Genomic DNA, 21,907 nt, shown 5'->3' with positions numbered 1-21,907 from the left:
ATGAGAAAAATTATGGAGCATGAGGTCGTTTCGGCGCTGGCGGCGTTTACCCAGCGCTATGTTGACTGTTGGCAACAGGAGAAGGGTCATTTGCCCGCCAGTGAAGCGCTTTACGGCATACCTTCCCCGTGTATTGTCGAAAATCATGAGGACACGGTTTACTGGTCGCCACAGCCTTTTGCTCCTGCAGCCGCATTGGATGGCGTGGAGCGTGCGCTGGAAATCAGCCTGCATCCTGATGTCCATGCTTTTTACACCGCACAGTATGCCGGGGATATGGCGGCGCAGTTCGATTCGCTGTCTTGCCAGCTATTACAGGTGTGGAGTGAAGACGATTTCACCCGCATGCAGGAGAATCTGATTGGCCATTTGTTAACGCAGAAACGCCTTAAGCTTACGCCGACGCTGTTTCTGGCGACGACCGATTCTGAGATGACAATGGTGTCGTTGTGTAATATTTCCGGTGAAATCATCCTGGAAGAATTCGGCACGAAAAAGCGTCAGATCCTGGCACCGACGCTGGCAGCGTTTCTGTTTGGCCTTAACCCGTTAGCGGTCTAATGGTTAATCGAATTTCACTTTCGGCTTTGTGAGAGATCTCTTACATTTGCTGTAAGAAATGTCTTATCTTTAATGTTGAAAATATGTTTCATTTTTATTTTTTCATTATTAATTAGCTAATTGCGACAAAAATACACTACCTTGCTTAAGGGGCGTTGAGAAACATTGTCACTTGCCCCTTGCCGAAAGCTGACAATTAATACATCTTATTACTTAAGTTAGTAACCGGTTACAGTGTGTGTGACGGTAACTGTCGGTAACAAAATAGCGTTACTGCACTCGGGTTGTTTTCAGGACGAAACGTTGTTTCAGGAAGAGACACAGTTTCAGGATGAAACGCTGTTTTAGGGATAAACACTGTTTTAGGAAGAAGCGCAGTTTTCAGGAAGAAAAACGGTTTCAGGATGAAATCAAGGACACCTCCAGGAAGGAGACCGAGAGCCGATTAGGAATATCGGTGGGGCAGGAGCCTAAAGGGATTGAATCACGGAAGATACAGGATGGAAACGTCAGGAAGAAAGTGGGACGCCAGCAAGGATTGTGGGTCAGGATGACCAAAAAGGAAAAGTTTTCACGGATGAGCAGGGATGCAAATGTGTAGCGGGATAGCTATAAAACGAACCGGGGGTACTGAGCAATCAGTACCCCCACTTTTTTGCCTCTGACAACCTAATGTCTGGAGATCCGTGATAGCGCGTGGTCAACATGTGGCGATTGGGTCAGGCTGATATCAATGCTATGCTATGCTTTGCCGCCATTACTGTTGGCTTCAAGGGCGAGAAACCGCATGAGTAGAGAGAATCAGGTCCGTCAGTCATTATTCGATATTGAGCGCGCATTGAGAGAAAGTCCTTTCTGGCAGGTTGTTCCGCCGGAAGATGAGGCGTTTAACAGCACGGAGCCTTTCAGCCTGGATACCATGAAACCCGAAGAGTGGTTGCAGTGGGTCTTTTTGCCGCGCATGCATGCCTTGTTGGATAGCGAATTAGCGCTGCCCGCTGAGCTGGCTTTACTTCCCTATTTTGAAGAAGCGCTGGAAGGCACGCCAGAAGAGACGGCGGCGATCCTGTTGCGTATCGGGCTGCTTGATGAACTGTTCCGCCCGGATGCACAGGATGGCGCAGTACACGATGCTTGAGATTATTTATCAGGATGAGCATCTGGTCGCCGTTAATAAACCCAGCGGCTGGTTAGTCCACCGTAGCTGGCTGGATCGCAAAGAAAAGGTCGTGGTGATGCAGACCGTGCGCGATCAGATCGGCCAGCACGTGTATACCGTCCATCGTCTCGACAGGCCGACATCCGGCGTGTTGCTGCTCGCGCTGTCCAGCGAGGTGGCCCGTGCGTTATCCCAGCAGTTTGAATCACACCAGATGCAGAAAATGTATCATGCCGTTGTACGGGGCTATGTGCTGGATGACGGCGTGATCGACTATGCACTCACCGAAGAGCTGGACAAGATCGCCGACAAGTTCACTAATCCTGATAAGGCACCGCAGCCTGCCGTCACGCATTATCGTTCTTTGGCGCAGGTCGAAATGCCGGTTGCCATCGGTCGTTACCCAACGGCACGCTACAGTCTGATGGAACTGAAGCCGCAGACCGGGCGTAAGCATCAGCTCCGTCGCCATATGTCACACCTTCGTCATCCGATTATCGGCGATACCGCGCACGGCGACCTGCGACACAACCGCGGCATGGAGACGCATTTCTCCTGCGGCAGGCTTATGCTGCATGCCAGCGAGCTACAGCTGAATCATCCAGTGAGCGAACAGCCATTGACGTTGCAAGCTCGCTGGGATGCGCCGTGGCAGGGCGTGATGACTCAGTTTGGCTGGCAGGGCATTCTCCCTGATTTTGAAGGGGTTGAGTTTCCCGCCGACTCGGGTCAGGATAGCGAGCATTTCATCGGGTAATATCTGCCGCATTACTTTTATATAGCTTTTGTATAGCTTTTATATCAAACACATCGAATTCAAAAGGGAGTCAGAAGCATGGCGCAGATTGGTATTTTTGTTGGTACGGTCTACGGGAATGCATTGCTGGTGGCCGAAGAAGCCGAAAATATCCTCAGGGAGCGTGGCCATGAGGTTAAGGTCTTTGAAGATGCGACGCTGGAATCCTGGCTGGACTATCGCGAGCAGACGGTTTTAGTTGTAACGTCGACGACGGGACAAGGCCAACTACCTGATTCTATCGTTCCACTTTACGCCGCACTGCGTGATAAAGGCGGTTACCAGCCTGCGCTGCGCTATGGCGTGATCGCGTTGGGTGACAGCAGTTACCCGAATTTCTGCGCGGGTGGGCATCTTTTCGATGCACTATTGCAGGAAATCGGTGCTAAGCGTCTGGGAGATGTTTTGGACATTGATGCCGTCGAACATCCTGAACCGGAAGTGATTTCATGTCCGTGGGTTGAAGGATGGGCAGACTTGGTTGATGCGCAGTAATGCGATATTGAAATGAGAAACGGGAGCCAGTCGTGCTCCCGTTTTCGTTGCGGCCTGTTAGCGATGATCGTGTTTAGCGATTCTTGGTCAGCTTCTCTAAATCCGCTTCGATTTCGGTAATCTTGTTGGAAACGACGCTTTCCAGATGACGCAGATCGTCAAGGATTTTGCGTTTCAGATCGACTTCAACCTGTTCCTGTTGGCAGATCTTGTCTAACTCATCAATCACATAGCGCAGATTTGGGCTGATCTCGTTGATCTCTTTATAGCCCTGCCCGCTGTTGTCTGCCACGATGGTCTTACGCTGACGTGGATATTTGAATTTCACGCTTTTGGCGAAAAATTCTCCCTTATCTTTACGAAAATAGATCTTCAGGATGTCGTTGTTCGCTTCCTGACGCAGGCTATAGCGATCGATATCATCGGGATTGGTAATGCCCAGGCTTTTTAGATTGTCATACATAGCGTCACCTTCTCGGTTTCTATATATATCCGTCATACTTCAAGTTGCATGTGCGTTGGCTGCGTTCACTCACCCGAATCACTTACTTCAGTAAGTTCATCGGGATTCCTTCTCTTGCCGCCTGCCTGAAACTCGAATTATTTAGGGTATAGTCCTGATTATCATGCCAGCGAGAACCTACGCTGTTTATACCCGCCATACCGAAGTATTTAGGGAACATATAAATAACTTATCGTTCGTACATAAAAAAACGGCGGGTGATTAACCCGCCGTTTCTAGTTTAGTCGATGGTGCGTAATAACTCATTGATACCCACTTTGCCGCGGGTTTTCGCATCCACTTTCTTCACAATAACGGCACAGTACAGGCTGTAGCTACCATCTTTGGACGGCAGGTTGCCGGAAACTACAACGGAGCCAGCCGGTACGCGACCATAGTGGATTTCGCCAGTTTCACGATCGTAAATGCGGGTGCTTTGGCCGATGAACACGCCCATGGAGATAACGGAGCCTTCTTCCACGATCACGCCTTCTACCACTTCAGAACGTGCGCCGATGAAGCAGTTGTCTTCGATGATGGTTGGGTTCGCCTGCAGCGGCTCCAGAACACCGCCGATGCCTACGCCGCCGGACAGGTGAACGTTTTTACCGATCTGGGCACAAGAACCAACGGTTGCCCAGGTATCCACCATTGAGCCTTCATCAACGTAAGCACCGATGTTGACGTAAGACGGCATCAGTACGGTATTACGAGCAATAAACGCACCCTGACGCACGCTTGCTGGCGGCACTACACGGAACCCTTCACGTTGGAAGCGGGCTTCGTCATAGTTCGCAAATTTCATCGGCACTTTGTCGTAATAACGCGTTTCCGAACCTTCCATCACCTGGTTGTCGTTAATACGGAAAGAGAGCAGTACGGCTTTCTTCAGCCACTGATGGGTAACCCACTGGCCGTCGATTTTCTCTGCAACGCGCAGAGCGCCGCTATCCAGCAGGCTGATAGCCTGATTGACGGCTTCACGCGTAACGGTATCTGCGTTTGCCGGAGTGATTTCAGCGCGGCGCTCGAAAGCCGTCTCAATGATGTTCTGTAGTTGTTGGTGCATCCTGATTTCTCTTTCCTGATTGTAAAAATTAACTCAATGGTACTTTATCGTTTGGGTTAAGGGCTTCTGTCAACCGTTCTTGCAATTTAAGGCGTAATTCCGGCTTTAATGCCCGTCTGTCACTGTCGGCCAGAATGAAAAGATCCTCCACCCGTTCACCGATCGTAGAAATGCGAGCGCCGTGCAACGACAGGTTGAGATCGGCAAAAATCTCACCAATACGTGCCAGCAGCCCCGGTTGATCGAGCGCGCTAAGCTCCATATAGCTGCGTCTGTCCGTATGTGTCGGCAGGAAGTTGACTTCTGTTGGCACACTAAAGTGGCGCAGCTTAGGCGACGGTCGGCGTACGCGTGGGTGTTGATAATGCCGCTGTGTCAGCGCCTGTTCCAGCGCGTGGCGTATCATTTCATGCCGATCCTGCGCCAGCGGGCTGCCGTCGGGTTCCAGTACGATAAACGTATCCATTGCCATGCCGTCACGGCTGGTAAAAATCTGCGCGTCGTGCACGCTGAGGTTACGTCGATCTAACTCGCCGGCGACCGCCGCGAAAAGATAGGGTCGATCTGGGCTCCAGATAAAGATCTCTGTACCGCCACGGCTGGCCTGATGACTGATCAGCACCAGCGGTTTGTTGACATCATGCTCCAGCAAGTGGCGCGCGTGCCAGGCAAGTTGGTTTGGCGAGTGGCGTAGGAAATAATCAGCTCGACAGCGGCTCCAGATGTGGTGCAACGCTTCTTCGTCAATGTTATCCATACGCAGCAATGCTAGCGCCTGCAAGCGGTGGTGTCGGACGCGTTCGCGTAAATCCGGCGTATTTTGCATGCCGCGGCGCAGCTGTTTCTCCGTCGCGAAATAGAGTTCACGCAACAGGCTTTGCTTCCAGCTATTCCACAACGTTTCATTGGTGGCGCAGATATCCGCAACCGTCAGGCTGACCAGATAGCGCAAGCGGGTTTCGCTTTGCACTTCCGTAGCAAATTGCTGAATCACGGTAGGATCCTGAATATCGCGACGCTGGGCGGTGACGGACATCAGCAGGTGGCAGCGCACCAGCCAGGAAACCAGTTGTGCTTCGCGTGAGTTCAGCCCGTGTAGTGCGGCAAATTCCAGCACGTCCTGCGCACCCAGTTCAGAGTGATCGCCGCCGCGGCCTTTCGCAATATCGTGGAACAGGGCGGCCAGCAGCAATAATTCGGGCTGAGGCAGGCGAGGGTAGAGTTCTACGCACAGTGGATGCTGTGGCCGCGTTTCCTCGTCGGCGAAGCTTTCCAGCTTGAGTAGGACGCGAATCGTGTGCTCATCCACCGTATAGGCATGGAACAGATCGAATTGCATTTGACCGACAATGTTTCCCCACAGCGGCATGTACGCCCACAGCACGCTGTGGCGATGCATTGGCAGCAGCGCACGGCTCACCGCATGCGGGTGGCGCAGAATATTCATGAATAGCTGACGCGCTTCCGGGATGGTGCAGAGCGGGCTGGCGAGGTGACGACGTGCATGGCGCAATTGGCGCAACGTGGTGGAGTAAATACCGCTGATGTCACGGTTACGCACCATCAGGTAGAACATGCGCATGATGGCTTCTGGTTTTTTAATGAACAGGTTTTCATCACGCAGATCCACCAGATTCCCGCGTAGCTGGAATTCATCGTCAATCGGACGAGGCTTCTCGCTCGCATCCAGTGCCAGAATCGCTTCGTCAAAGAGCTGCAACAGCATCTGGTTCAACTCGCTGACGCGACGCGTCATACGGTAGAAATCCTTCATCATGCGCTCTACTGGCGTGTTGCCTTCGCCCTGATATTGCAACAGCTGTGCGACGTTAAGCTGCCTGTCGAACAGCAGCCGGTTGTCGTAACGCGGCAGGATCAGATGCAGAGCGAAACGGATGCGCCACAAAAAGCTTTGGCATTCGTTCAGCTCTTTACGTTCGGCCTCTGTCAGGAAGCCGAACCCCACCATCTCATTCAGCGAGGTGGCGCCGAAGTGGCGTCTTGCGACCCACAGCAGCGTGTGAATATCGCGTAGCCCGCCTGGGCTGCTCTTGATGTCGGGCTCCAGATTGTAGCTGGTGCTGTGATAGCGTTGATGGCGTTCCTGTTGTTCGGCGATTTTTGCCGGAAAAAACGCGGATGACGGCCAAAACTCATCGCTGAATACGTGTTTTTGCAGCGTGAGAAACAGGGCGACGTCGCCGCATATCATGCGTGATTCGATCAGATTGGTTGCGACGGAAATATCGGCACGCCCTTCCTGTAAGCACTCTTCCAGCGTTCTGACGCTATGACCGACTTCCAGTTTCAGATCCCACAGCAGGGTGATGAATTGGCCGACGCGTTGGGAATGTTCCTCACTCAGCGCCGTCTGGCTTAATACCAGCACGTCGATATCAGAAAGTGGGTGCAGTTCACCGCGGCCATATCCGCCTACGGCGACCAGCGAGGTTTGGGCGATATTTTCAAAACCGTAGAAGTACCACAGCCGCTGCAACAGGCGATCGATGAACAAGGTTCTGGCATCAATGAGCTTTTCCGCGCTAACGCCGGAGCGGAATTCTGAACCGAGCCAAAGCTGAAACAGTTCCAACTGCTGTTTTAGCGTCTGGCAGTTCAGCATGTCATCCGCGTAGGTCAGCGGTGATGCGGGGAGCTGTACGGATGCTATGATGTCTGCAGGGCTGTTTGGTGAGGACACGTCAGGTGGCGTACTGTCTGGCGAAAAGCGGTTATCTGTCATAGCGCAGCCCAAAAAAAAGCCGGCATTGCCGGCTTAGTGTTTACTGTTCATGCGTGATGATGTTGGGGATGGTGTCATCCTTTCGCAACGTCATTATTTCGCAGCCGTTATCGGTTACCACAATAGTATGCTCGTACTGTGCCGACAAGCTGCGATCTTTGGTTTTTACCGTCCAGCCGTCTTTCATCGTACGAATACGGAAATCACCGGCATTGAGCATCGGCTCGATCGTAAATGCCATACCCGCCTGCAGCACCACGCCGCCGTCATCCGCATCGTAGTGCAGAACCTGTGGTTCTTCGTGGAACCCCTTGCCGATACCGTGACCGCAATACTCACGCACTACAGAGAAGTTGTTCCCTTCCGCAAACTGCTGGATCGCTTTGCCCAGCGTGCGCAGGCGAATACCAGGTTTAACCATTTTCAGCGCCAGATAGAGGCTTTCCTGCGTGATGCGGCAGAGGCGCTCGCCCAGAATAGTTGGTTTGCCAGCGATGAACATTTTTGATGTATCGCCGTGGAAGCCGTCTTTGATGACAGTGACGTCGATATTGACGATATCGCCATCTTTTAAAATACGCTCGTCGCTAGGAATTCCGTGGCATACCACTTCATTGATAGAGATGCAGACGGACTTCGGGAAACCGTGGTAGCCCAGGCAAGCAGAAATGGCCTGCTGCTTGTTGGTGATATGATCGTGGCAGATTCTGTCTAATTCAGCAGTACTCACGCCCGGCACCACGTGGGGTTCGATGATTTCCAGGACTTCGGCAGCCAGACGGCCAGCGACGCGCATTTTTTCGATGTCTTCAGGAGTTTTAATTGAAATTGCCATTGGTGGTTGTCCGCAGGTGCCATTTAAGACACGAGAATTAAGATGAATAACTAATAACTTATGTTACCAGTCATGCCGCTGGCTTGCCAAACTATCATTCTGATTCGTGGACTAATGAATAACAAATGTTGGTGTCGTAGGGGGATTTATGGTATAAAGCGCGCCGATGATCCGGCTGGTTATCAGTTATACGGTACCCAACCACATCGACTAAACTCACTTTGTGTAAATAACACACACATGTCGGCACGTTCGCCGGGGTGCTCCTGAGGTGTTTCACCGGATGGGGTCGGCGCAATGGGACATGTGGAGGCATAACCCCATACTTAATTAATAGAGGTAATCATGGCAACTGTTTCCATGCGCGATATGCTCAAGGCTGGCGTACACTTTGGTCACCAGACCCGTTACTGGAACCCGAAAATGAAGCCATTCATCTTCGGTGCGCGTAACAAAGTTCACATCATCAACCTTGAAAAAACTGTACCAATGTTCAACGACGCTCTGGCTGAACTGAGCAAAATTGCTTCTCGCAAAGGCAAAATTCTGTTCGTTGGTACTAAGCGCGCAGCAAGCGAAGCGGTAAAAGATGCAGCCAACAACTGCGATCAGTTCTTCGTGAACCATCGTTGGTTGGGCGGTATGCTGACTAACTGGAAAACCGTTCGTCAGTCCATCAAACGTTTGAAAGATCTGGAAACCCAATCTCAAGACGGCACGTTCGACAAGCTGACCAAAAAAGAGGCGCTGATGCGCACTCGTGAACTGGACAAGCTGGAAAACAGCCTGGGCGGTATCAAAGATATGGGCGGTCTGCCAGACGCGCTGTTCGTTATCGACGCCGATCACGAGCACATCGCAATCAAAGAAGCTAACAACCTGGGTATTCCGGTATTCGCAGTGGTTGATACCAACTCCGATCCAGATGGCGTTGACTACATCATCCCTGGTAACGATGACGCAATCCGTGCAGTTAGCCTGTACCTGAGCGCTGTTGCTACTGCTGTCCGCGAAGGCCGTTCTCAGGATCTGGCTGTGCAGGCAGAAGAAGGCTTAGTAGAAGCTGAATAATAAGTCTGGCTCGCTGAGCCCTTATTAACCAGGTAGTACTAGTTTGGTTAGGGGCCTTTTTATGGCCCCTTTTTCACTTTTAAAGCTGTTTGGTCGTGACGACCGGGCAGAACAAATCTTCCGAGGATTTTAGAATGGCTGAAATTACCGCATCCCTGGTAAAAGAGCTGCGTGAGCGTACCGCTGCGGGCATGATGGAATGTAAGAAAGCGCTGGTTGAAGCTAACGGCGACATCGAGCTGGCAATCGAAAACATGCGTAAATCCGGCGCGATCAAAGCGGCGAAGAAAGCAGGTAACGTTGCTGCTGATGGCGTAATCAAGACTAAGATCGACGGTAACTACGCTGTGATTCTGGAAGTTAACTGCCAGACCGACTTCGTTGCTAAAGATGGTGGTTTCCAGGCATTTGCTGACAAAGTACTGGACGCTGCAGTTGCAGGCAAAATCACTGATGTTGACGTGCTGAAAGCACAGTTCGAAGAAGAGCGTGTTGCGCTGGTTGCGAAAATCGGTGAGAACATCAACATTCGTCGTGTTTCTGCTCTGGAAGGCGAAGTTCTGGGTAACTACCAGCACGGTGCGCGCATCGGTGTTCTGGTTGCTGCTAAAGGCGCTGACGAAGAGCTGGTTAAACACCTGGCTATGCACGTTGCTGCAAGCAAACCTGAATTCGTTAAGCCTGAAGACGTGTCCGCTGAAGTGGTAGATAAAGAGTACCAGGTTCAGCTGGAAATCGCGATGCAGTCTGGCAAGCCGAAAGAAATCGCAGAGAAAATGGTTGAAGGCCGTATGAAGAAATTCACCGGCGAAGTTTCTCTGACTGGTCAACCTTTCGTTATGGATCCAGCCAAATCTGTTGGTCAGCTGCTGAAAGAGCACAATGCTGACGTGACTAACTTCATCCGTTTCGAAGTGGGTGAAGGTATTGAGAAAGTTGAGACTGACTTTGCTGCTGAAGTTGCAGCGATGAGTAAGCAGTCTTAATCAGTAAAAAAAAAGAGCCGCCAGTTGGCGGTTCCTTTTTATCCAGCCCCAATAGTTTTAGTTCGCTTGGCTTCCTGCATTCAGATAGGGAGTCGGGTGGAACAGTTTTGATGTTTACAACCCCCCAATACGACGACAGCCTGTAGGATAAGAACACCATGGCAACCAATGCAAAACCCGTCTATCAACGAATCCTGCTGAAGCTCAGTGGCGAAGCTTTACAGGGAACTGAAGGTTTTGGTATCGATGCGAGCATTCTGGATCGCATGGCTCAGGAAGTGAAAGAACTGGTTGAGTTAGGCATTCAGGTCGGTGTGGTTATCGGCGGTGGTAACCTGTTTCGTGGCGCGGGTCTGGCTAAAGCGGGTATGAACCGCGTTGTGGGCGACCACATGGGAATGCTGGCGACCGTCATGAATGGTCTGGCAATGCGTGATGCGTTGCACCGTGCCTATGTGAACGCTCGCCTGATGTCTGCGATTCCCCTGAATGGCGTCTGTGATAACTACAGTTGGGCGGAAGCGATCAGCCTGCTGCGTAATAATCGCGTGGTGATTTTCTCCGCCGGAACAGGTAACCCTTTCTTTACCACGGATTCTGCAGCTTGCCTGCGCGGCATCGAGATTGAAGCGGATGTCGTATTGAAAGCAACCAAGGTCGATGGCGTCTATTCTGCCGATCCGGTAAAAGATCCTTCAGCAACGTTATACGATTCACTGACCTATCAGGAAGTGTTAGAACGTGAACTGAAAGTGATGGATCTTGCTGCGTTCACGCTGGCGCGTGACCATAATTTGCCGATCCGTGTTTTCAACATGAACAAACCGGGCGCACTGCGTCGTGTTGTCATGGGTGAAAAAGAAGGGACGTTAATCAGCCAGTAACGTCAATTATGGGGTAATATATTGTCAGTATTGCTCCATACGTCAGCCGAGCGCTGGCATTAATTATTCACCGGATCGTGTCCTGACATGGTCCGCCAGGCAACCAGTTTTCAAGGGTTCACAACGTGACTAATGAAATCAGAAAAGATGCTGAAACGCGCATGGACAAATGTGTTGAAGCGTTTAAAAACCAGATCAGCAAAATCCGCACCGGCCGTGCATCGCCTAGCATTCTCGATGGCATCCAGGTTGAATACTATGGCAGCGCAACGCCACTGCGTCAGGTTGCTAACGTTGTCGTAGAAGATTCCCGCACGCTGGCGATCACGGTATTCGATCGTACGCTTGGCCCGGCGGTTGAGAAAGCAATCATGGCCTCCGATCTTGGCCTGAATCCGTCTTCTGCTGGCACCGTAATCCGTGTTCCGTTGCCACCTCTGACAGAAGAACGCCGTAAAGATCTGATCAAGGTCGTCCGTGGTGAAGCAGAGCAGGGTCGTGTTTCTGTACGCAACGTGCGCCGTGATGCTAACGATAAACTGAAAGCGCTGTTGAAAGATAAAGCGATCAGCGAAGATGAAGAACGTCGCGCACAGGACGACGTGCAGAAACTGACTGACAACTTCATCAAGAAAGTAGATACAGCACTGGCAGAAAAAGAAGCGGAGCTGATGGAGTTCTAATCAGCCTGTTAGATATTGCGTCGCAGGAAACGTGTGGGCTTGCCCCTTTTTCCGGCGGCGCTTTATTTTTTGTACAAGGAATGGGTGAAGGCCAGCCCCTCTGGGTAGTAAACAATTTTTTGCTATGTATAAGTCTGCAGCTGTCGTGACTGTGATCGATAGCAGAGATATATCATGGTAATCGTCTCAGACTCGTGTACCTTCCTGTCATCAAATCCGGTTATTCAGAGCATTTTTAATGAAGCAACTGACAATTCTTGGTTCCACTGGCTCTATTGGCGTCAGTTCTCTGGCAGTCATTAAAGCCAATCCCGATAAGTTTGCTGTACGCGCGTTATCTGCCGGGTACAACGTCAAGCTGATGCTGGAGCAGTGTCTCACTTTCCAACCTGCCTACGCCTCAATGGCCGATGAAGTTTCTGCAACAGCCCTGCGCCAACAGTTGGCGGAATACGGTTGCAAAACAGAGGTTTTGGCGGGGGAACAAGCGGCGTGTGACCTTGCTGCATTGGATGGTGTCGATCAGGTCATGGCCGCGATTGTGGGGGCGGCAGGATTATTGCCGACGCTGGCGGCAATCCATGCCGGAAAACAGGTCTTGTTGGCGAATAAAGAATCACTGGTTACCTGTGGACGTCTCTTTATGGACGCCGTAGCGCAAAGTGGCGCACAGCTTTTACCGATTGATAGCGAACATAATGCGATTTTTCAGAGTTTACCTGAGCAAATTCAGCGTCAATTAGGCTACGCTTCATTGTCGCAGCATGGTGTCGAACGGATTATTTTGACTGGGTCTGGCGGACCGTTTCGTGAGACAGCGGTGTCGGCGTTGGCGGACATGACGCCGGATCAGGCGTGTGCACATCCAAACTGGTCAATGGGGCGCAAAATTTCGGTTGATTCCGCCACGATGATGAACAAAGGGTTGGAATATATCGAAGCGCGCTGGTTGTTTAACGCTTCTGCCGAGCAGATGGAAGTCATCATTCATCCGCAGTCAGTGATTCACTCGATGGTGCGTTACCGTGATGGCAGCGTTCTGGCACAGCTAGGATCGCCTGATATGCGTACGCCGATTGCTCATGCGATGGCTTATCCCGAGCGTGTGACATCTGGCGCAAAAGCGTTAGATTTTTGCCAGATTGGTGCGTTGACATTTTTGGCACCGGACTATGCGCGCTATCCTTGTTTGCAGTTGGCAATTGATGCCTGTAATCAGGGTCAGTCGGCCACGACGGCATTGAATGCCGCGAATGAAATTGCGGTAGCTGCATTTTTGCAGTCGCAGATTCGCTTTACGGATATTGCGGCGGTAAATCGACATGTTATTGAACAACTTACATTACCAGAGCCCGACAGTGTTGATGATGTTCTTTACATCGATCGCTGGGCCAGACAGGCCGCAACACAGATCCTGACACACTACGCGCGATAGCCGGATAGACCATGGCACAATTTGTTCATGTGCGGTGGAGGTGGTATAGTCTGCGCCACTCAGTGGTTGATTATGCGAACGATTGTTTAATCGACTAATGAAGCTAAGCCGTGATCGTTCACGGCTTTTTTTGCGCTAACGGGGTCTGATGTTACGGAAGGACTGTTGTATTTCTTGCTTGAGGAAATAAGTACGCGTTATGCCGTCCGATAATCAAAAAAATACTAACGATCTGCCACCCGCCGGGCCGCGGCATGTTGCCATTATCATGGATGGCAATGGTCGCTGGGCGAAAAGCCGGGGGAAAATGCGGATTTTTGGCCATCAGGCTGGTGTAAAGGCTGTTCGACGTTCAGTCAGTTTTGCAGTAAGCCAAGGGCTGGACGCACTAACGCTTTACGCATTTAGTAGTGAAAACTGGAACCGCCCTGCGCAGGAAGTATCCGCACTCATGGAGCTGTTTGTTCGGGCGCTGGATAGCGAAGTAAAAAGCCTGCACAAGCACAATGTTCGCCTGCGGGTGATCGGAGATATCGGTCGCTTCAGCCCGCGTTTACAAGAACGCATTCGCCGTTCAGAGGCGCTGACAGAAAAGAATCAGGGGCTCACACTGAATATTGCCGCGAATTATGGCGGCCGTTGGGATATTATTCAGGGAGTACGGCAACTTGCAGAGCAGGTCCAGGAAGGCATTCTGCGCCCTGATAGCATTAATGAAGCGTCATTATGTCAGTACATCTGTCTGAATGATCTGGCTCCGGTTGATTTGGTGATCAGAACCGGTGGAGAACACCGCATCAGTAATTTTCTTCTGTGGCAAATTGCTTATGCTGAACTTTACTTTACTGATGTCCTCTGGCCTGATTTCGATGAACAAGTCTTTGAAGGTGCGCTGAATGCTTTTGCACAACGCGAGCGCCGCTTCGGGGGAACAACACCTATCGATGCTGATGCATCCTAGGGGGAACTTTTGCTGAAGTATCGCCTGATTACTGCTTTTATTTTAATCCCGATTGTTATTGCGGCACTTTTCTTGCTGCCTCCTCTGGGATTCACGCTTGTTACGTTGGCCGTTTGTATGCTGGCTGCATGGGAATGGGGTCAACTGGCGGGGTTTGCCTCTTATGGTCAACGCCTGTGGCTCGCGATTCTGTGTGGTTTCTTGCTGGCGCTGATGCTGTTATCACTTCCGGCCTACCATTATTCCGTTCATATTCCGCAGATCAGTATCGCACTCTGGTCATCGCTGGCGTGGTGGGGTGTGGCGCTTCTGTTGGTTCTGTTCTATCCGGCTTCCGCTTCATTCTGGCGCCATTCGCGCGCATTGCGGCTGGTGTTCGGCATCATGACGATCGTGCCGTTTTTCTGGGGCATGGTCGCGCTTCGTCATTATAATTACGCGATTAATCCGTTCTCGGGTGCCTGGTGGCTGCTCTACGTCATGCTGCTGGTGTGGGGGGCGGACAGCGGTGCCTACATGTTCGGTAAACTGTTTGGTAAGCGTAAACTCGCGCCAAAAGTCTCGCCGGGCAAAACCTGGGAAGGCTTTCTCGGCGGTCTGGCAACTTCAGCGCTCATTTCTGTGCTGTTTAGCCTTTACGCGCCATTAACGGTGGCACCATCGACGTTGCTGATATGTTCTATCGCTGCTGCGTTGGCCTCGGTACTGGGTGATTTGACGGAAAGCATGTTCAAACGCGAGGCGGGCATCAAAGACAGTAGCCATTTGATTCCGGGGCACGGTGGTGTGCTCGATCGTATCGACAGCCTGACTGCTGCGGTTCCTGTGTTCTCTTGCCTGATGCTGCTGCTGTTTAAAGTGGCTTAGAATAAAGCGGTAGAGCTATTTATGCTGAGTTTTCTCTGGAATCTTGCCGCGTTTATCATCGCACTGGGTGTGCTGGTCACCGTCCATGAGTTTGGGCATTTCTGGGTGGCTCGCCGCTGTGGTGTGAAGGTCGAACGCTTCTCCGTTGGCTTCGGTCGCGCAATATGGCGTCGTCGCGATCGTACCGGTACCGAATTCGTGATTGCGCTGATTCCACTTGGTGGCTACGTCAAGATGTTGGATGAGCGTGTCGACACGGTTGCGCCAGAATTCCGTCACCAATCATTTAACAGTAAAACGGTCTGGCAGCGTGCGGCGATCGTCAGCGCCGGTCCGATTGCCAATTTCCTGTTTGCCATTGTGGCGTATTGGCTGGTGTTTATTCTCGGCGTGCCGGGTGTGCGCCCGGTAGTGGGTGAAATACTGCCCAACTCCATCGCGGCGCAAGCGGAAATGTCGGCGGGAATGGAACTAAAGTCAGTAGATGGTATCGAAACGCCTGATTGGGATACTGCGCGTCTGGCGCTGATCGGTAAAATCGGCGATAGCGAGGTTGTAATCGGAAGCGCACCGTTAGGTTCTGACCGTGTCGTTCAAAAAACGCTGGATTTACGCGATTGGCAGTTCGAGCCTGATAAGCAAGATCCGGCCGCCTCGCTCGGGATTATTCCGCGCGGTCCGCAAATCGAGCCAGTACTGCATCAGGTACAGGCAGGGTCGGCGGCGGAAAAAGCAGGTTTGCAAGTCGGAGATAGGATCGTTAAAGTCGACGGGCAGGTACTAGCGCAATGGCGGGATTTCGTCATCGCCGTGCGTGATAACCCCGGACAATCTATTGCTCTGGAGGTGGAGCGAAACGGTGCCGCAGTACCGTTGACGTTAACGCCGGACAGCAAATCTGTGGGGAGTGGCAGAGTTGAAGGGCTGGCGGGCGTTATGCCAAGTGTGACGCCACTGCCTGAAGAATACAGAACTGTGCGCCAGTATGGGCCGTTTAGCGCAATCTACCAGGCAACAGATAAAACCTGGCAACTGATGAAATTGACCGTCAGTATGTTAGGGAAACTGGTTATGGGTGATGTTAAGCTAAACAACCTGAGTGGTCCCATTTCGATTGCTCAGGGCGCAGGAATGTCAGCAGATTATGGATTGATTTATTACCTGATGTTTTTGGCCTTAATCAGCGTCAATTTGGGGATCATCAATCTGTTCCCTCTGCCGGTATTGGATGGTGGACACCTGCTCTTTCTTGCGGTTGAAAAGCTGAAGGGCAGGCCGGTTTCTGAGCGTGTGCAGGACGTTAGCTATCGCATTGGTACAGTGTTGCTGATGTTGTTAATGGGACTCGCACTTTTCAATGATTTCTCTCGTCTCTAGGCGCGGGATTAGGTTAGGAAAAACGCATAACAACGATGGCGATCAAAAAGTTGCTCATAGCGTCGCTGCTGTTCAGCAGCGCAACCGTATACGGTGCAGACGGGTTCGTAGTGAAGGACATTCATTTCGAGGGCCTGCAAAGGGTTGCCGTCGGAGCGGCACTACTCAGTATGCCAGTCCGCGTTGGTGATACCATCGGCGACGATGATATCGGTAACACCATCCGTGCCTTGTTTGCGACCGGAAATTTTGAAGATGTTCGCGTCCTGCGCGATGGCGGCACCCTGATTGTGCAGGTGAAAGAACGTCCGACAATCGCCAGCGTCACGTTTTCCGGCAATAAGTCCGTCAAAGACGACATGCTGAAAGAAAACCTGGAGGCCTCTGGCGTGCGCGTCGGTGAAGCGTTAGACCGCACCGCGCTCACTAGCATCGAAAAAGGACTGGAAGATTTCTACTACAGCGTGGGTAAATATAGTGCGTCGGTTAAAGCCGTTGTCACGCCACTCCCGCGTAACCGCGTAGACCTGAAACTGGTCTTCACGGAAGGCGTTTCCGCCAAGATCCAACAGATTAATATTGTCGGTAATAAAGCGTTCAGCTCCGACGAATTGATCTCCCGTTTCCAACTGCGTGATGAAGTGCCGTGGTGGAACGTGGTTGGCGATCGTAAATATCAGAAACAAAAACTGTCTGGCGACTTGGAAACTTTGCGGAGTTTCTATCTGGATCGCGGCTATGCGCGTTTCAATATTGATTCCACACAGGTGAGTCTGACGCCAGATAAAAAAGGCATCTACATCACCATCAACATGACGGAAGGCGAGCAGTACAAGCTGTCCGGCGTGACGGTGAAAGGCAATCTGGCTGGTCACTCTGCGGAAATTGAAGGGCTGACGAAGATTGAACCGGGTGAACTCTACAACGGGACGAAAGTGACCCGGATGGAAGAGGACATCAAAAAACTGCTGGGTCGTTATGGCTATGCCTATCCGCGCGTGGTAACACAGCCGGAAATTAATGATGCAGACAAGACGGTGAGATTAAACATCAACGTTGATGCCGGTAACCGTTTCTATGTGCGCCATATCCGCTTTGACGGTAACGACACGTCTAAAGACGCTGTCCTGCGCCGTGAAATGCGCCAGATGGAAGGTGCCTGGTTAGGCAACGATCTGGTTGAACAGGGCAAAGAGCGTCTAAACCGACTGGGATTCTTTGAAAGCGTTGACGTAGAAACGCAGCGTGTTCCCGGCGTGGCCGATCAGGTTGATGTAACGTATAAGGTCAAAGAGCGTAATACGGGTACCTTCAACTTTGGTGTCGGTTTCGGTACCGAAAGTGGCGTGAGTTTCCAGGCTGGGGTTCAGCAGGACAACTGGCTGGGAACGGGTAACTCCGTTGGTATCAGCGGGACGAAAAACGACTACCAGACGTATGTCGAATTGTCACTGACCGACCCGTACTTTACCGTCGACGGCGTTAGCCTCGGTGGTCGCATCTTCTATAACAAATTTGAGGCGTCTGACGCCGATCTGTCCGACTATACCAACGTGAGTTATGGCGTTGGCAGCACGCTGGGCTTCCCGATCAACGAGAATAACTCACTGCGTGTCGGCCTGGATTATGTGCACAACGACCTGTCGGATATGAGACCGCAGGTGGCGATGTGGCGTTATCTGGATTCTGTGGGAGTTAATCCCGCAGTAGTTCAGGAAGGTAATAAATCTAGCGCGGATTTCAAAGCGAACGATTTCTTCCTGAATACCGGATGGTCGTATAACAATCTGGATCGCGGCTACTTCCCGACAAAAGGAACGCGTGCGTCGGCGAATGCCAAGATCGCCGTGCCGGGTTCGGATAACGAATACTACAAGCTGACGTTTGATTCGGCGAGCTACTACCCGTTGACTGACAGCGGTAAATGGGTGGTGATGGGCCGTACGCGTGCGGGCTTTGCTGACGGCCTTGGCGGTAAAGAAGTGCCGTTCTACGACAACTTCTATGCTGGTGGTTCCAGTACGGTGCGTGGCTTCCAGTCGAACACGATTGGTCCTAAAGCGGCGTATTACAAATGTGCTGTGGGCGCAACGTCTTATTCCAATTGCCCGATTGATTCAACCAATCTGGATGATGCGGTGGGCGGTAATGCGATGGCGGTGCTGAGTGCGGAACTGATCGTGCCGACGCCGTTTATCAGCGATAAATACGCGAGTTCCGTCCGTACTTCCTTCTTTGTAGACGGCGGTACGGTATGGGATACCAACTGGGAAAATACCCCTGCAACGATTGCCGCAGGCGTACCGGATTACAGCAAGGCGAGCAACTTCCGTGTTTCCAGCGGTATCGCGTTGCAATGGATGTCTCCGCTTGGGCCATTGGTCTTCTCCTATGCCCAGCCGGTTAAAAAGTACGATGGAGACAAGTCGGAACAATTCCAGTTTAACATTGGCAAAACCTGGTAGTGTGACGTCAATAGGTCGTATGCAGGGAATGTCGCCTCGTTGTTCGTAAATATGAACGGTTGAACATAAGCCGTTCATACTACGACGCGATGCTCATAATAAAGTGTTAAGACACAAATAGGTTAGGTTGAGGAGTTTATAGTGAAAAAGTGGTTATGTGCCGCAGGCCTCGGTTTAGCATTGGCTGCTTCAGCCAGCGTTCAGGCTGCTGACAAAATTGCCGTTGTTAACGTCTCCAGCATTTTCCAACAGCTGCCGCAGCGTGAAACCGTTGGCAAACAGCTGGAAAACGAGTTCAAAGGCCGTGCTTCTGAACTGCAATCTATGGAAAACGATTTACAGACCAAGATGCAGAAGTTGCAGCGTGATGGTTCTACCATGAAAGCGAGCGATCGCAGCAAAATGGAGAAGGACGTCATGGCGCAGCGCGAGCAGTTCTCTACTAAAGCGCAGGCTTTTGATCAGGACAACCGCCGTCGTCAGATGGAAGAGCGCAACAAAATCCTGAGCCGTATTCAGGATGCAGTAAAAGCTGTTGCAACCAAAGAAGGCTATGATGTTGTGATTGACGCTAACGCGGTTGCGTATGTCGCCAATGCGAAAGACATTACTGCTGATGTGCTGAAACAGGTTAAATAATACATGTATTCAATTCGACTGGACGCGTTAGCTCAACAGTTGGATGCACAATTACACGGTGATGGCGATATCGTCATCACCGGTGTTGCTTCTATGCATTCAGCAAAAACTGGGCAAATTACGTTTCTTTCCGACAGTCGTTACCGTGAGCAACTGGCTGGGACGCAAGCGTCAGCGGTTGTGCTGACGGAAGCGGATTTACCTTACTGTCAGGTTGCTGCGCTGGTAGTGAAAAATCCCTATCTTACCTATGCGCGCATGGCACAGCTGCTGGATACCACGCCACAACCGGCAACCGATATTGCGCCGAGCGCGGTTATTGCGCCAGACGCAACGCTGGGGCAGCAGGTATCCGTTGGTGCAAATGCCGTCATCGAATCTGGTGCACAGTTGGGTGATGGTGTTGTCATTGGTCCCGGCTGCTTCATCGGCAAAGATGCCCGCATTGGTGCTGGTACCCGTTTGTGGGCAAATGTAACGATTTATCACCGCGTTGAGCTGGGTGAGCATTGCCTGATCCAGTCGGGAACGGTTATCGGTTCAGACGGTTTTGGTTATGCCAACGATCGCGGTAACTGGGTGAAAATCCCGCAGTTAGGCACGGTTAGAATTGGCGATCGGGTTGAGATCGGCGCAAGCACGACCATCGATCGTGGCGCGTTGGATGATACGGTCATTGGCAATGGTGTTATCATTGATAACCAATGTCAGATTGCGCACAACGTCGTGATTGGCGACAATACCGCGGTAGCGGGTGGCGTTATTATGGCGGGGAGCTTGAAAATTGGTCGTTATTGCATGATCGGCGGTGCCAGCGTAATCAACGGGCACATGGAGATTTGCGATAAAGTGACGGTAACGGGAATGGGGATGGTCATGCGACCAATCACAGAACCTGGGGTATACTCTTCGGGCATTCCTTTGCAACCCAACAAAGTATGGCGTAAAACCGCAGCGCTGGTGATGAATATTGATGAGATAAGCAAACGGTTGAAAGCCGTTGAACGAAAAGTCGATAACGTTTAATCACTCGCGTTTTTATTTGCGGCCTGCCTGAAGACACCTAATTTAGGGTCTGCGCAGGCCGTGTTGTTGATGGCATCAGTTTTTATGGACAGGAAGAGTATTTTGACTACTGACACTCATACTCTGCATATTGAAGAGATTTTAGAACTATTACCGCACCGTTTCCCATTTTTACTGGTTGATCGGGTACTGGATTTTGAAGAAGGGAAGTTTCTGCGGGCGGTGAAAAACGTCTCTTTCAACGAACCCTTCTTCCAGGGCCATTTCCCGGGCAAACCGATTTTTCCCGGCGTGCTGATTCTGGAAGCGATGGCTCAGGCCACCGGTATTCTGGCGTTTAAAAGCGTGGGAAAACTGGAGCCGGGTGAGCTGTACTATTTCGCCGCTGTTGACGAAGCGCGCTTTAAGCGCCCTGTACAGCCAGGCGATCAAATGATCCTTGAAGTTGAATTCATCAAAGAGCGTCGCGGCGTTGCACGCTTTAAAGGTGTTGCCAAAGTTGATGGCGAAGTGGCCTGCGAAGCGTCAATGATGTGTGCTCGCCGTCGGGAGTCCTGATAACGTGATTGATCAAACCGCCTTTATTCACCCAAGTTCGATTGTTGAAGACGGTGCCATCATTGGTGCTGGCGTTCATATTGGCCCGTTCTGCTATATCGGTTCTCAGGTTGAGATCGGTGCAGGTACGGTGCTGAAATCACATGTCGTCGTCAATGGCGTCACTAAAATTGGTCGCGATAACGAAATCTATCAGTTCACGTCAATTGGTGAAGTGAACCAGGATCTCAAATATGCCGGGGAACCGACCCGCGTTGAGATTGGCGATCGTAACCGCATCCGTGAAAGCGTCACGATTCACCGTGGCACGACACAAGGCGGTGGGTTGACTAAAGTCGGTAGCGATAACCTGTTGATGATCAACACGCATATCGCGCACGACTGCGTAGTGGGCAATCGCTGTATTCTGGCGAATAACGCAACGCTGGGCGGCCATGTTTCCGTCGATGATTTTGCGATTATCGGTGGGATGACGGCGGTACACCAGTTCTGCATCATTGGTGCTCACGTCATGGTGGGCGGATGTTCCGGTGTGGCGCAAGATGTGCCGCCATATGTTATCGCGCAAGGTAACCATGCCACGCCGTTTGGCCTGAACATTGAAGGTCTGAAGCGTCGTGGATTCGAGAAAGATACTCTGCACGCGATCCGTAACGCGTACAAACTGCTCTACCGCAGCGGTAAAACGCTGGACGAAGTGAAGCCGGAAATTGAAGCGCTGGCGGCGGAACACCCGGCTGTGCAGGCGTTTACCGATTTCTTTGCCCGTTCTACTCGCGGCATCATTCGTTAATC

General features: G+C 51.5%; 21 protein-coding genes. 17 read left to right on the top strand and 4 right to left on the bottom strand.

Going from position 1 to position 21,907, the window contains the following annotated elements; genetic code table 11:
• Positions 1–12 precede the first annotated feature (12 nt).
• The 4 genes from syd (at position 13) to AB8809_RS17985 (ending at position 3,011) form a co-directional block, all read left to right on the top strand.
• A complete protein-coding gene (gene syd, locus AB8809_RS18000; RefSeq protein ID WP_012773623.1) occupies positions 13–561 on the top strand; it encodes a SecY-interacting protein in 549 nt (182 codons plus the stop codon).
• Positions 562–1,348: 787 nt separating this feature from the next.
• Positions 1,349–1,699, top strand: coding sequence for a YqcC family protein (locus AB8809_RS17995; protein WP_012773624.1), 351 nt, complete (start codon positions 1,349–1,351; stop codon positions 1,697–1,699).
• The gene (gene truC / locus AB8809_RS17990; protein ID WP_349855491.1) at positions 1,692–2,477 is read left to right on the top strand and encodes a tRNA pseudouridine(65) synthase TruC; all 786 of its coding nucleotides are present in this window, start codon (positions 1,692–1,694) and stop codon (positions 2,475–2,477) included. The genes AB8809_RS17995 and truC overlap by 8 nt, the downstream gene beginning before the upstream one ends.
• A 78-nt stretch (positions 2,478–2,555) precedes the next feature.
• Positions 2,556–3,011 carry a flavodoxin gene (locus tag AB8809_RS17985; protein WP_012773626.1) on the top strand — a complete coding sequence of 152 codons (456 nt, stop codon included), beginning with the start codon at positions 2,556–2,558 and terminating at the stop codon, positions 3,009–3,011.
• Between the two features lie 73 nt (positions 3,012–3,084).
• Here the strand turns inward: AB8809_RS17985 and AB8809_RS17980 are convergent, their stop codons facing one another.
• The 4 genes from AB8809_RS17980 to map form a co-directional block, all read right to left on the bottom strand.
• Positions 3,085–3,474 carry a DUF3461 family protein gene (locus AB8809_RS17980; RefSeq protein ID WP_010284811.1) on the bottom strand — a complete coding sequence of 130 codons (390 nt, stop codon included), beginning with the start codon at positions 3,472–3,474 and terminating at the stop codon, positions 3,085–3,087.
• 280 nt (positions 3,475–3,754) lie between these two features.
• A complete protein-coding gene (gene dapD / locus AB8809_RS17975; RefSeq protein WP_012773627.1) occupies positions 3,755–4,582 on the bottom strand; it encodes a 2,3,4,5-tetrahydropyridine-2,6-dicarboxylate N-succinyltransferase in 828 nt (275 codons plus the stop codon).
• Positions 4,583–4,610: 28 nt separating this feature from the next.
• Positions 4,611–7,325: a bifunctional uridylyltransferase/uridylyl-removing protein GlnD gene (glnD, locus tag AB8809_RS17970; protein ID WP_349855157.1), complete on the bottom strand. Its 2,715-nt coding sequence runs from the start codon at positions 7,323–7,325 to the stop codon at positions 4,611–4,613.
• 40 nt (positions 7,326–7,365) lie between these two features.
• Entirely contained in the window at positions 7,366–8,160 is a 795-nt protein-coding gene (map, locus tag AB8809_RS17965) for a type I methionyl aminopeptidase (RefSeq protein WP_012773629.1), read from the bottom strand.
• Between the two features lie 345 nt (positions 8,161–8,505).
• On the opposite strand from map, the gene rpsB reads away from it, so the two are divergent.
• The 13 genes from rpsB to lpxA all read left to right on the top strand — a co-directional run bounded on the left by rpsB (position 8,506) and on the right by lpxA (position 21,905).
• Positions 8,506–9,231, top strand: a complete 726-nt coding sequence (gene rpsB, locus AB8809_RS17960) for a 30S ribosomal protein S2 (protein ID WP_010284816.1) — start codon at positions 8,506–8,508, stop codon at positions 9,229–9,231.
• A 134-nt stretch (positions 9,232–9,365) separates the two neighbouring features.
• A complete protein-coding gene (gene tsf, locus AB8809_RS17955; protein WP_012773630.1) occupies positions 9,366–10,217 on the top strand; it encodes a translation elongation factor Ts in 852 nt (283 codons plus the stop codon).
• A 158-nt stretch (positions 10,218–10,375) separates the two neighbouring features.
• Positions 10,376–11,101, top strand: coding sequence for a UMP kinase (gene pyrH, locus AB8809_RS17950; RefSeq protein ID WP_012773631.1), 726 nt, complete (start codon positions 10,376–10,378; stop codon positions 11,099–11,101).
• A 125-nt stretch (positions 11,102–11,226) separates the two neighbouring features.
• On the top strand, positions 11,227–11,784 hold the full coding sequence (gene frr, locus AB8809_RS17945; protein WP_012773632.1) for a ribosome recycling factor: 558 nt from the start codon (positions 11,227–11,229) through the stop codon (positions 11,782–11,784).
• Between the two features lie 238 nt (positions 11,785–12,022).
• A complete protein-coding gene (gene ispC, locus AB8809_RS17940; RefSeq protein WP_180778213.1) occupies positions 12,023–13,219 on the top strand; it encodes a 1-deoxy-D-xylulose-5-phosphate reductoisomerase in 1,197 nt (398 codons plus the stop codon).
• 199 nt (positions 13,220–13,418) lie between these two features.
• Complete coding sequence (gene ispU / locus AB8809_RS17935) at positions 13,419–14,180, top strand: (2E,6E)-farnesyl-diphosphate-specific ditrans,polycis-undecaprenyl-diphosphate synthase (RefSeq protein ID WP_180778214.1); 762 nt, start codon at positions 13,419–13,421, stop codon at positions 14,178–14,180.
• A gap of 9 nt (positions 14,181–14,189) precedes the next feature.
• Positions 14,190–15,047, top strand: coding sequence for a phosphatidate cytidylyltransferase (gene cdsA, locus AB8809_RS17930; protein ID WP_012773635.1), 858 nt, complete (start codon positions 14,190–14,192; stop codon positions 15,045–15,047).
• 21 nt (positions 15,048–15,068) lie between these two features.
• Positions 15,069–16,424 (top strand): sigma E protease regulator RseP, encoded by a 1,356-nt coding sequence (gene rseP / locus AB8809_RS17925; RefSeq protein WP_012773636.1) that lies wholly within the window; start codon positions 15,069–15,071, stop codon positions 16,422–16,424.
• 35 nt (positions 16,425–16,459) lie between these two features.
• Complete coding sequence (gene bamA / locus AB8809_RS17920) at positions 16,460–18,889, top strand: outer membrane protein assembly factor BamA (RefSeq protein WP_012773637.1); 2,430 nt, start codon at positions 16,460–16,462, stop codon at positions 18,887–18,889.
• 141 nt (positions 18,890–19,030) lie between these two features.
• Positions 19,031–19,528 (top strand): molecular chaperone Skp, encoded by a 498-nt coding sequence (gene skp, locus AB8809_RS17915; protein ID WP_012773638.1) that lies wholly within the window; start codon positions 19,031–19,033, stop codon positions 19,526–19,528.
• A 3-nt stretch (positions 19,529–19,531) separates the two neighbouring features.
• The gene (gene lpxD, locus AB8809_RS17910) at positions 19,532–20,554 is read left to right on the top strand and encodes a UDP-3-O-(3-hydroxymyristoyl)glucosamine N-acyltransferase (protein ID WP_012773639.1); all 1,023 of its coding nucleotides are present in this window, start codon (positions 19,532–19,534) and stop codon (positions 20,552–20,554) included.
• A gap of 102 nt (positions 20,555–20,656) precedes the next feature.
• Positions 20,657–21,112: a 3-hydroxyacyl-ACP dehydratase FabZ gene (gene fabZ, locus AB8809_RS17905; protein ID WP_010284842.1), complete on the top strand. Its 456-nt coding sequence runs from the start codon at positions 20,657–20,659 to the stop codon at positions 21,110–21,112.
• 4 nt (positions 21,113–21,116) lie between these two features.
• The gene (gene lpxA, locus AB8809_RS17900) at positions 21,117–21,905 is read left to right on the top strand and encodes an acyl-ACP--UDP-N-acetylglucosamine O-acyltransferase (protein WP_012773641.1); all 789 of its coding nucleotides are present in this window, start codon (positions 21,117–21,119) and stop codon (positions 21,903–21,905) included.
• Positions 21,906–21,907 lie beyond the last annotated feature (2 nt).

Source organism: Pectobacterium aroidearum, assembly GCF_041228105.1.
Lineage (GTDB): Bacteria > Pseudomonadota > Gammaproteobacteria > Enterobacterales > Enterobacteriaceae > Pectobacterium > Pectobacterium aroidearum.
Note: the sequence above shows the minus strand (reverse complement) of the source record. Positions and strands in the feature narration are given on the sequence as shown.

Excerpts from the sequence above, each read along its gene's own strand:
- syd (WP_012773623.1), top strand. The coding sequence starts at position 13 with ATGGAGCATGAGGTCGTTTCGGCGCTGGCGGCGTTTACCCAGCGCTAT.
- AB8809_RS17995 (WP_012773624.1), top strand. The coding sequence starts at position 1,349 with ATGAGTAGAGAGAATCAGGTCCGTCAGTCATTATTCGATATTGAGCGC.
- truC (WP_349855491.1), top strand. The coding sequence starts at position 1,692 with ATGCTTGAGATTATTTATCAGGATGAGCATCTGGTCGCCGTTAATAAA.
- AB8809_RS17985 (WP_012773626.1), top strand. The coding sequence starts at position 2,556 with ATGGCGCAGATTGGTATTTTTGTTGGTACGGTCTACGGGAATGCATTG.
- AB8809_RS17980 (WP_010284811.1), bottom strand. The coding sequence starts at position 3,474 with ATGTATGACAATCTAAAAAGCCTGGGCATTACCAATCCCGATGATATC.
- dapD (WP_012773627.1), bottom strand. The coding sequence starts at position 4,582 with ATGCACCAACAACTACAGAACATCATTGAGACGGCTTTCGAGCGCCGC.
- glnD (WP_349855157.1), bottom strand. The coding sequence starts at position 7,325 with ATGACAGATAACCGCTTTTCGCCAGACAGTACGCCACCTGACGTGTCC.
- map (WP_012773629.1), bottom strand. The coding sequence starts at position 8,160 with ATGGCAATTTCAATTAAAACTCCTGAAGACATCGAAAAAATGCGCGTC.
- rpsB (WP_010284816.1), top strand. The coding sequence starts at position 8,506 with ATGGCAACTGTTTCCATGCGCGATATGCTCAAGGCTGGCGTACACTTT.
- tsf (WP_012773630.1), top strand. The coding sequence starts at position 9,366 with ATGGCTGAAATTACCGCATCCCTGGTAAAAGAGCTGCGTGAGCGTACC.
- pyrH (WP_012773631.1), top strand. The coding sequence starts at position 10,376 with ATGGCAACCAATGCAAAACCCGTCTATCAACGAATCCTGCTGAAGCTC.
- ispC (WP_180778213.1), top strand. The coding sequence starts at position 12,023 with ATGAAGCAACTGACAATTCTTGGTTCCACTGGCTCTATTGGCGTCAGT.
- ispU (WP_180778214.1), top strand. The coding sequence starts at position 13,419 with ATGCCGTCCGATAATCAAAAAAATACTAACGATCTGCCACCCGCCGGG.
- rseP (WP_012773636.1), top strand. The coding sequence starts at position 15,069 with ATGCTGAGTTTTCTCTGGAATCTTGCCGCGTTTATCATCGCACTGGGT.
- bamA (WP_012773637.1), top strand. The coding sequence starts at position 16,460 with ATGGCGATCAAAAAGTTGCTCATAGCGTCGCTGCTGTTCAGCAGCGCA.
- lpxD (WP_012773639.1), top strand. The coding sequence starts at position 19,532 with ATGTATTCAATTCGACTGGACGCGTTAGCTCAACAGTTGGATGCACAA.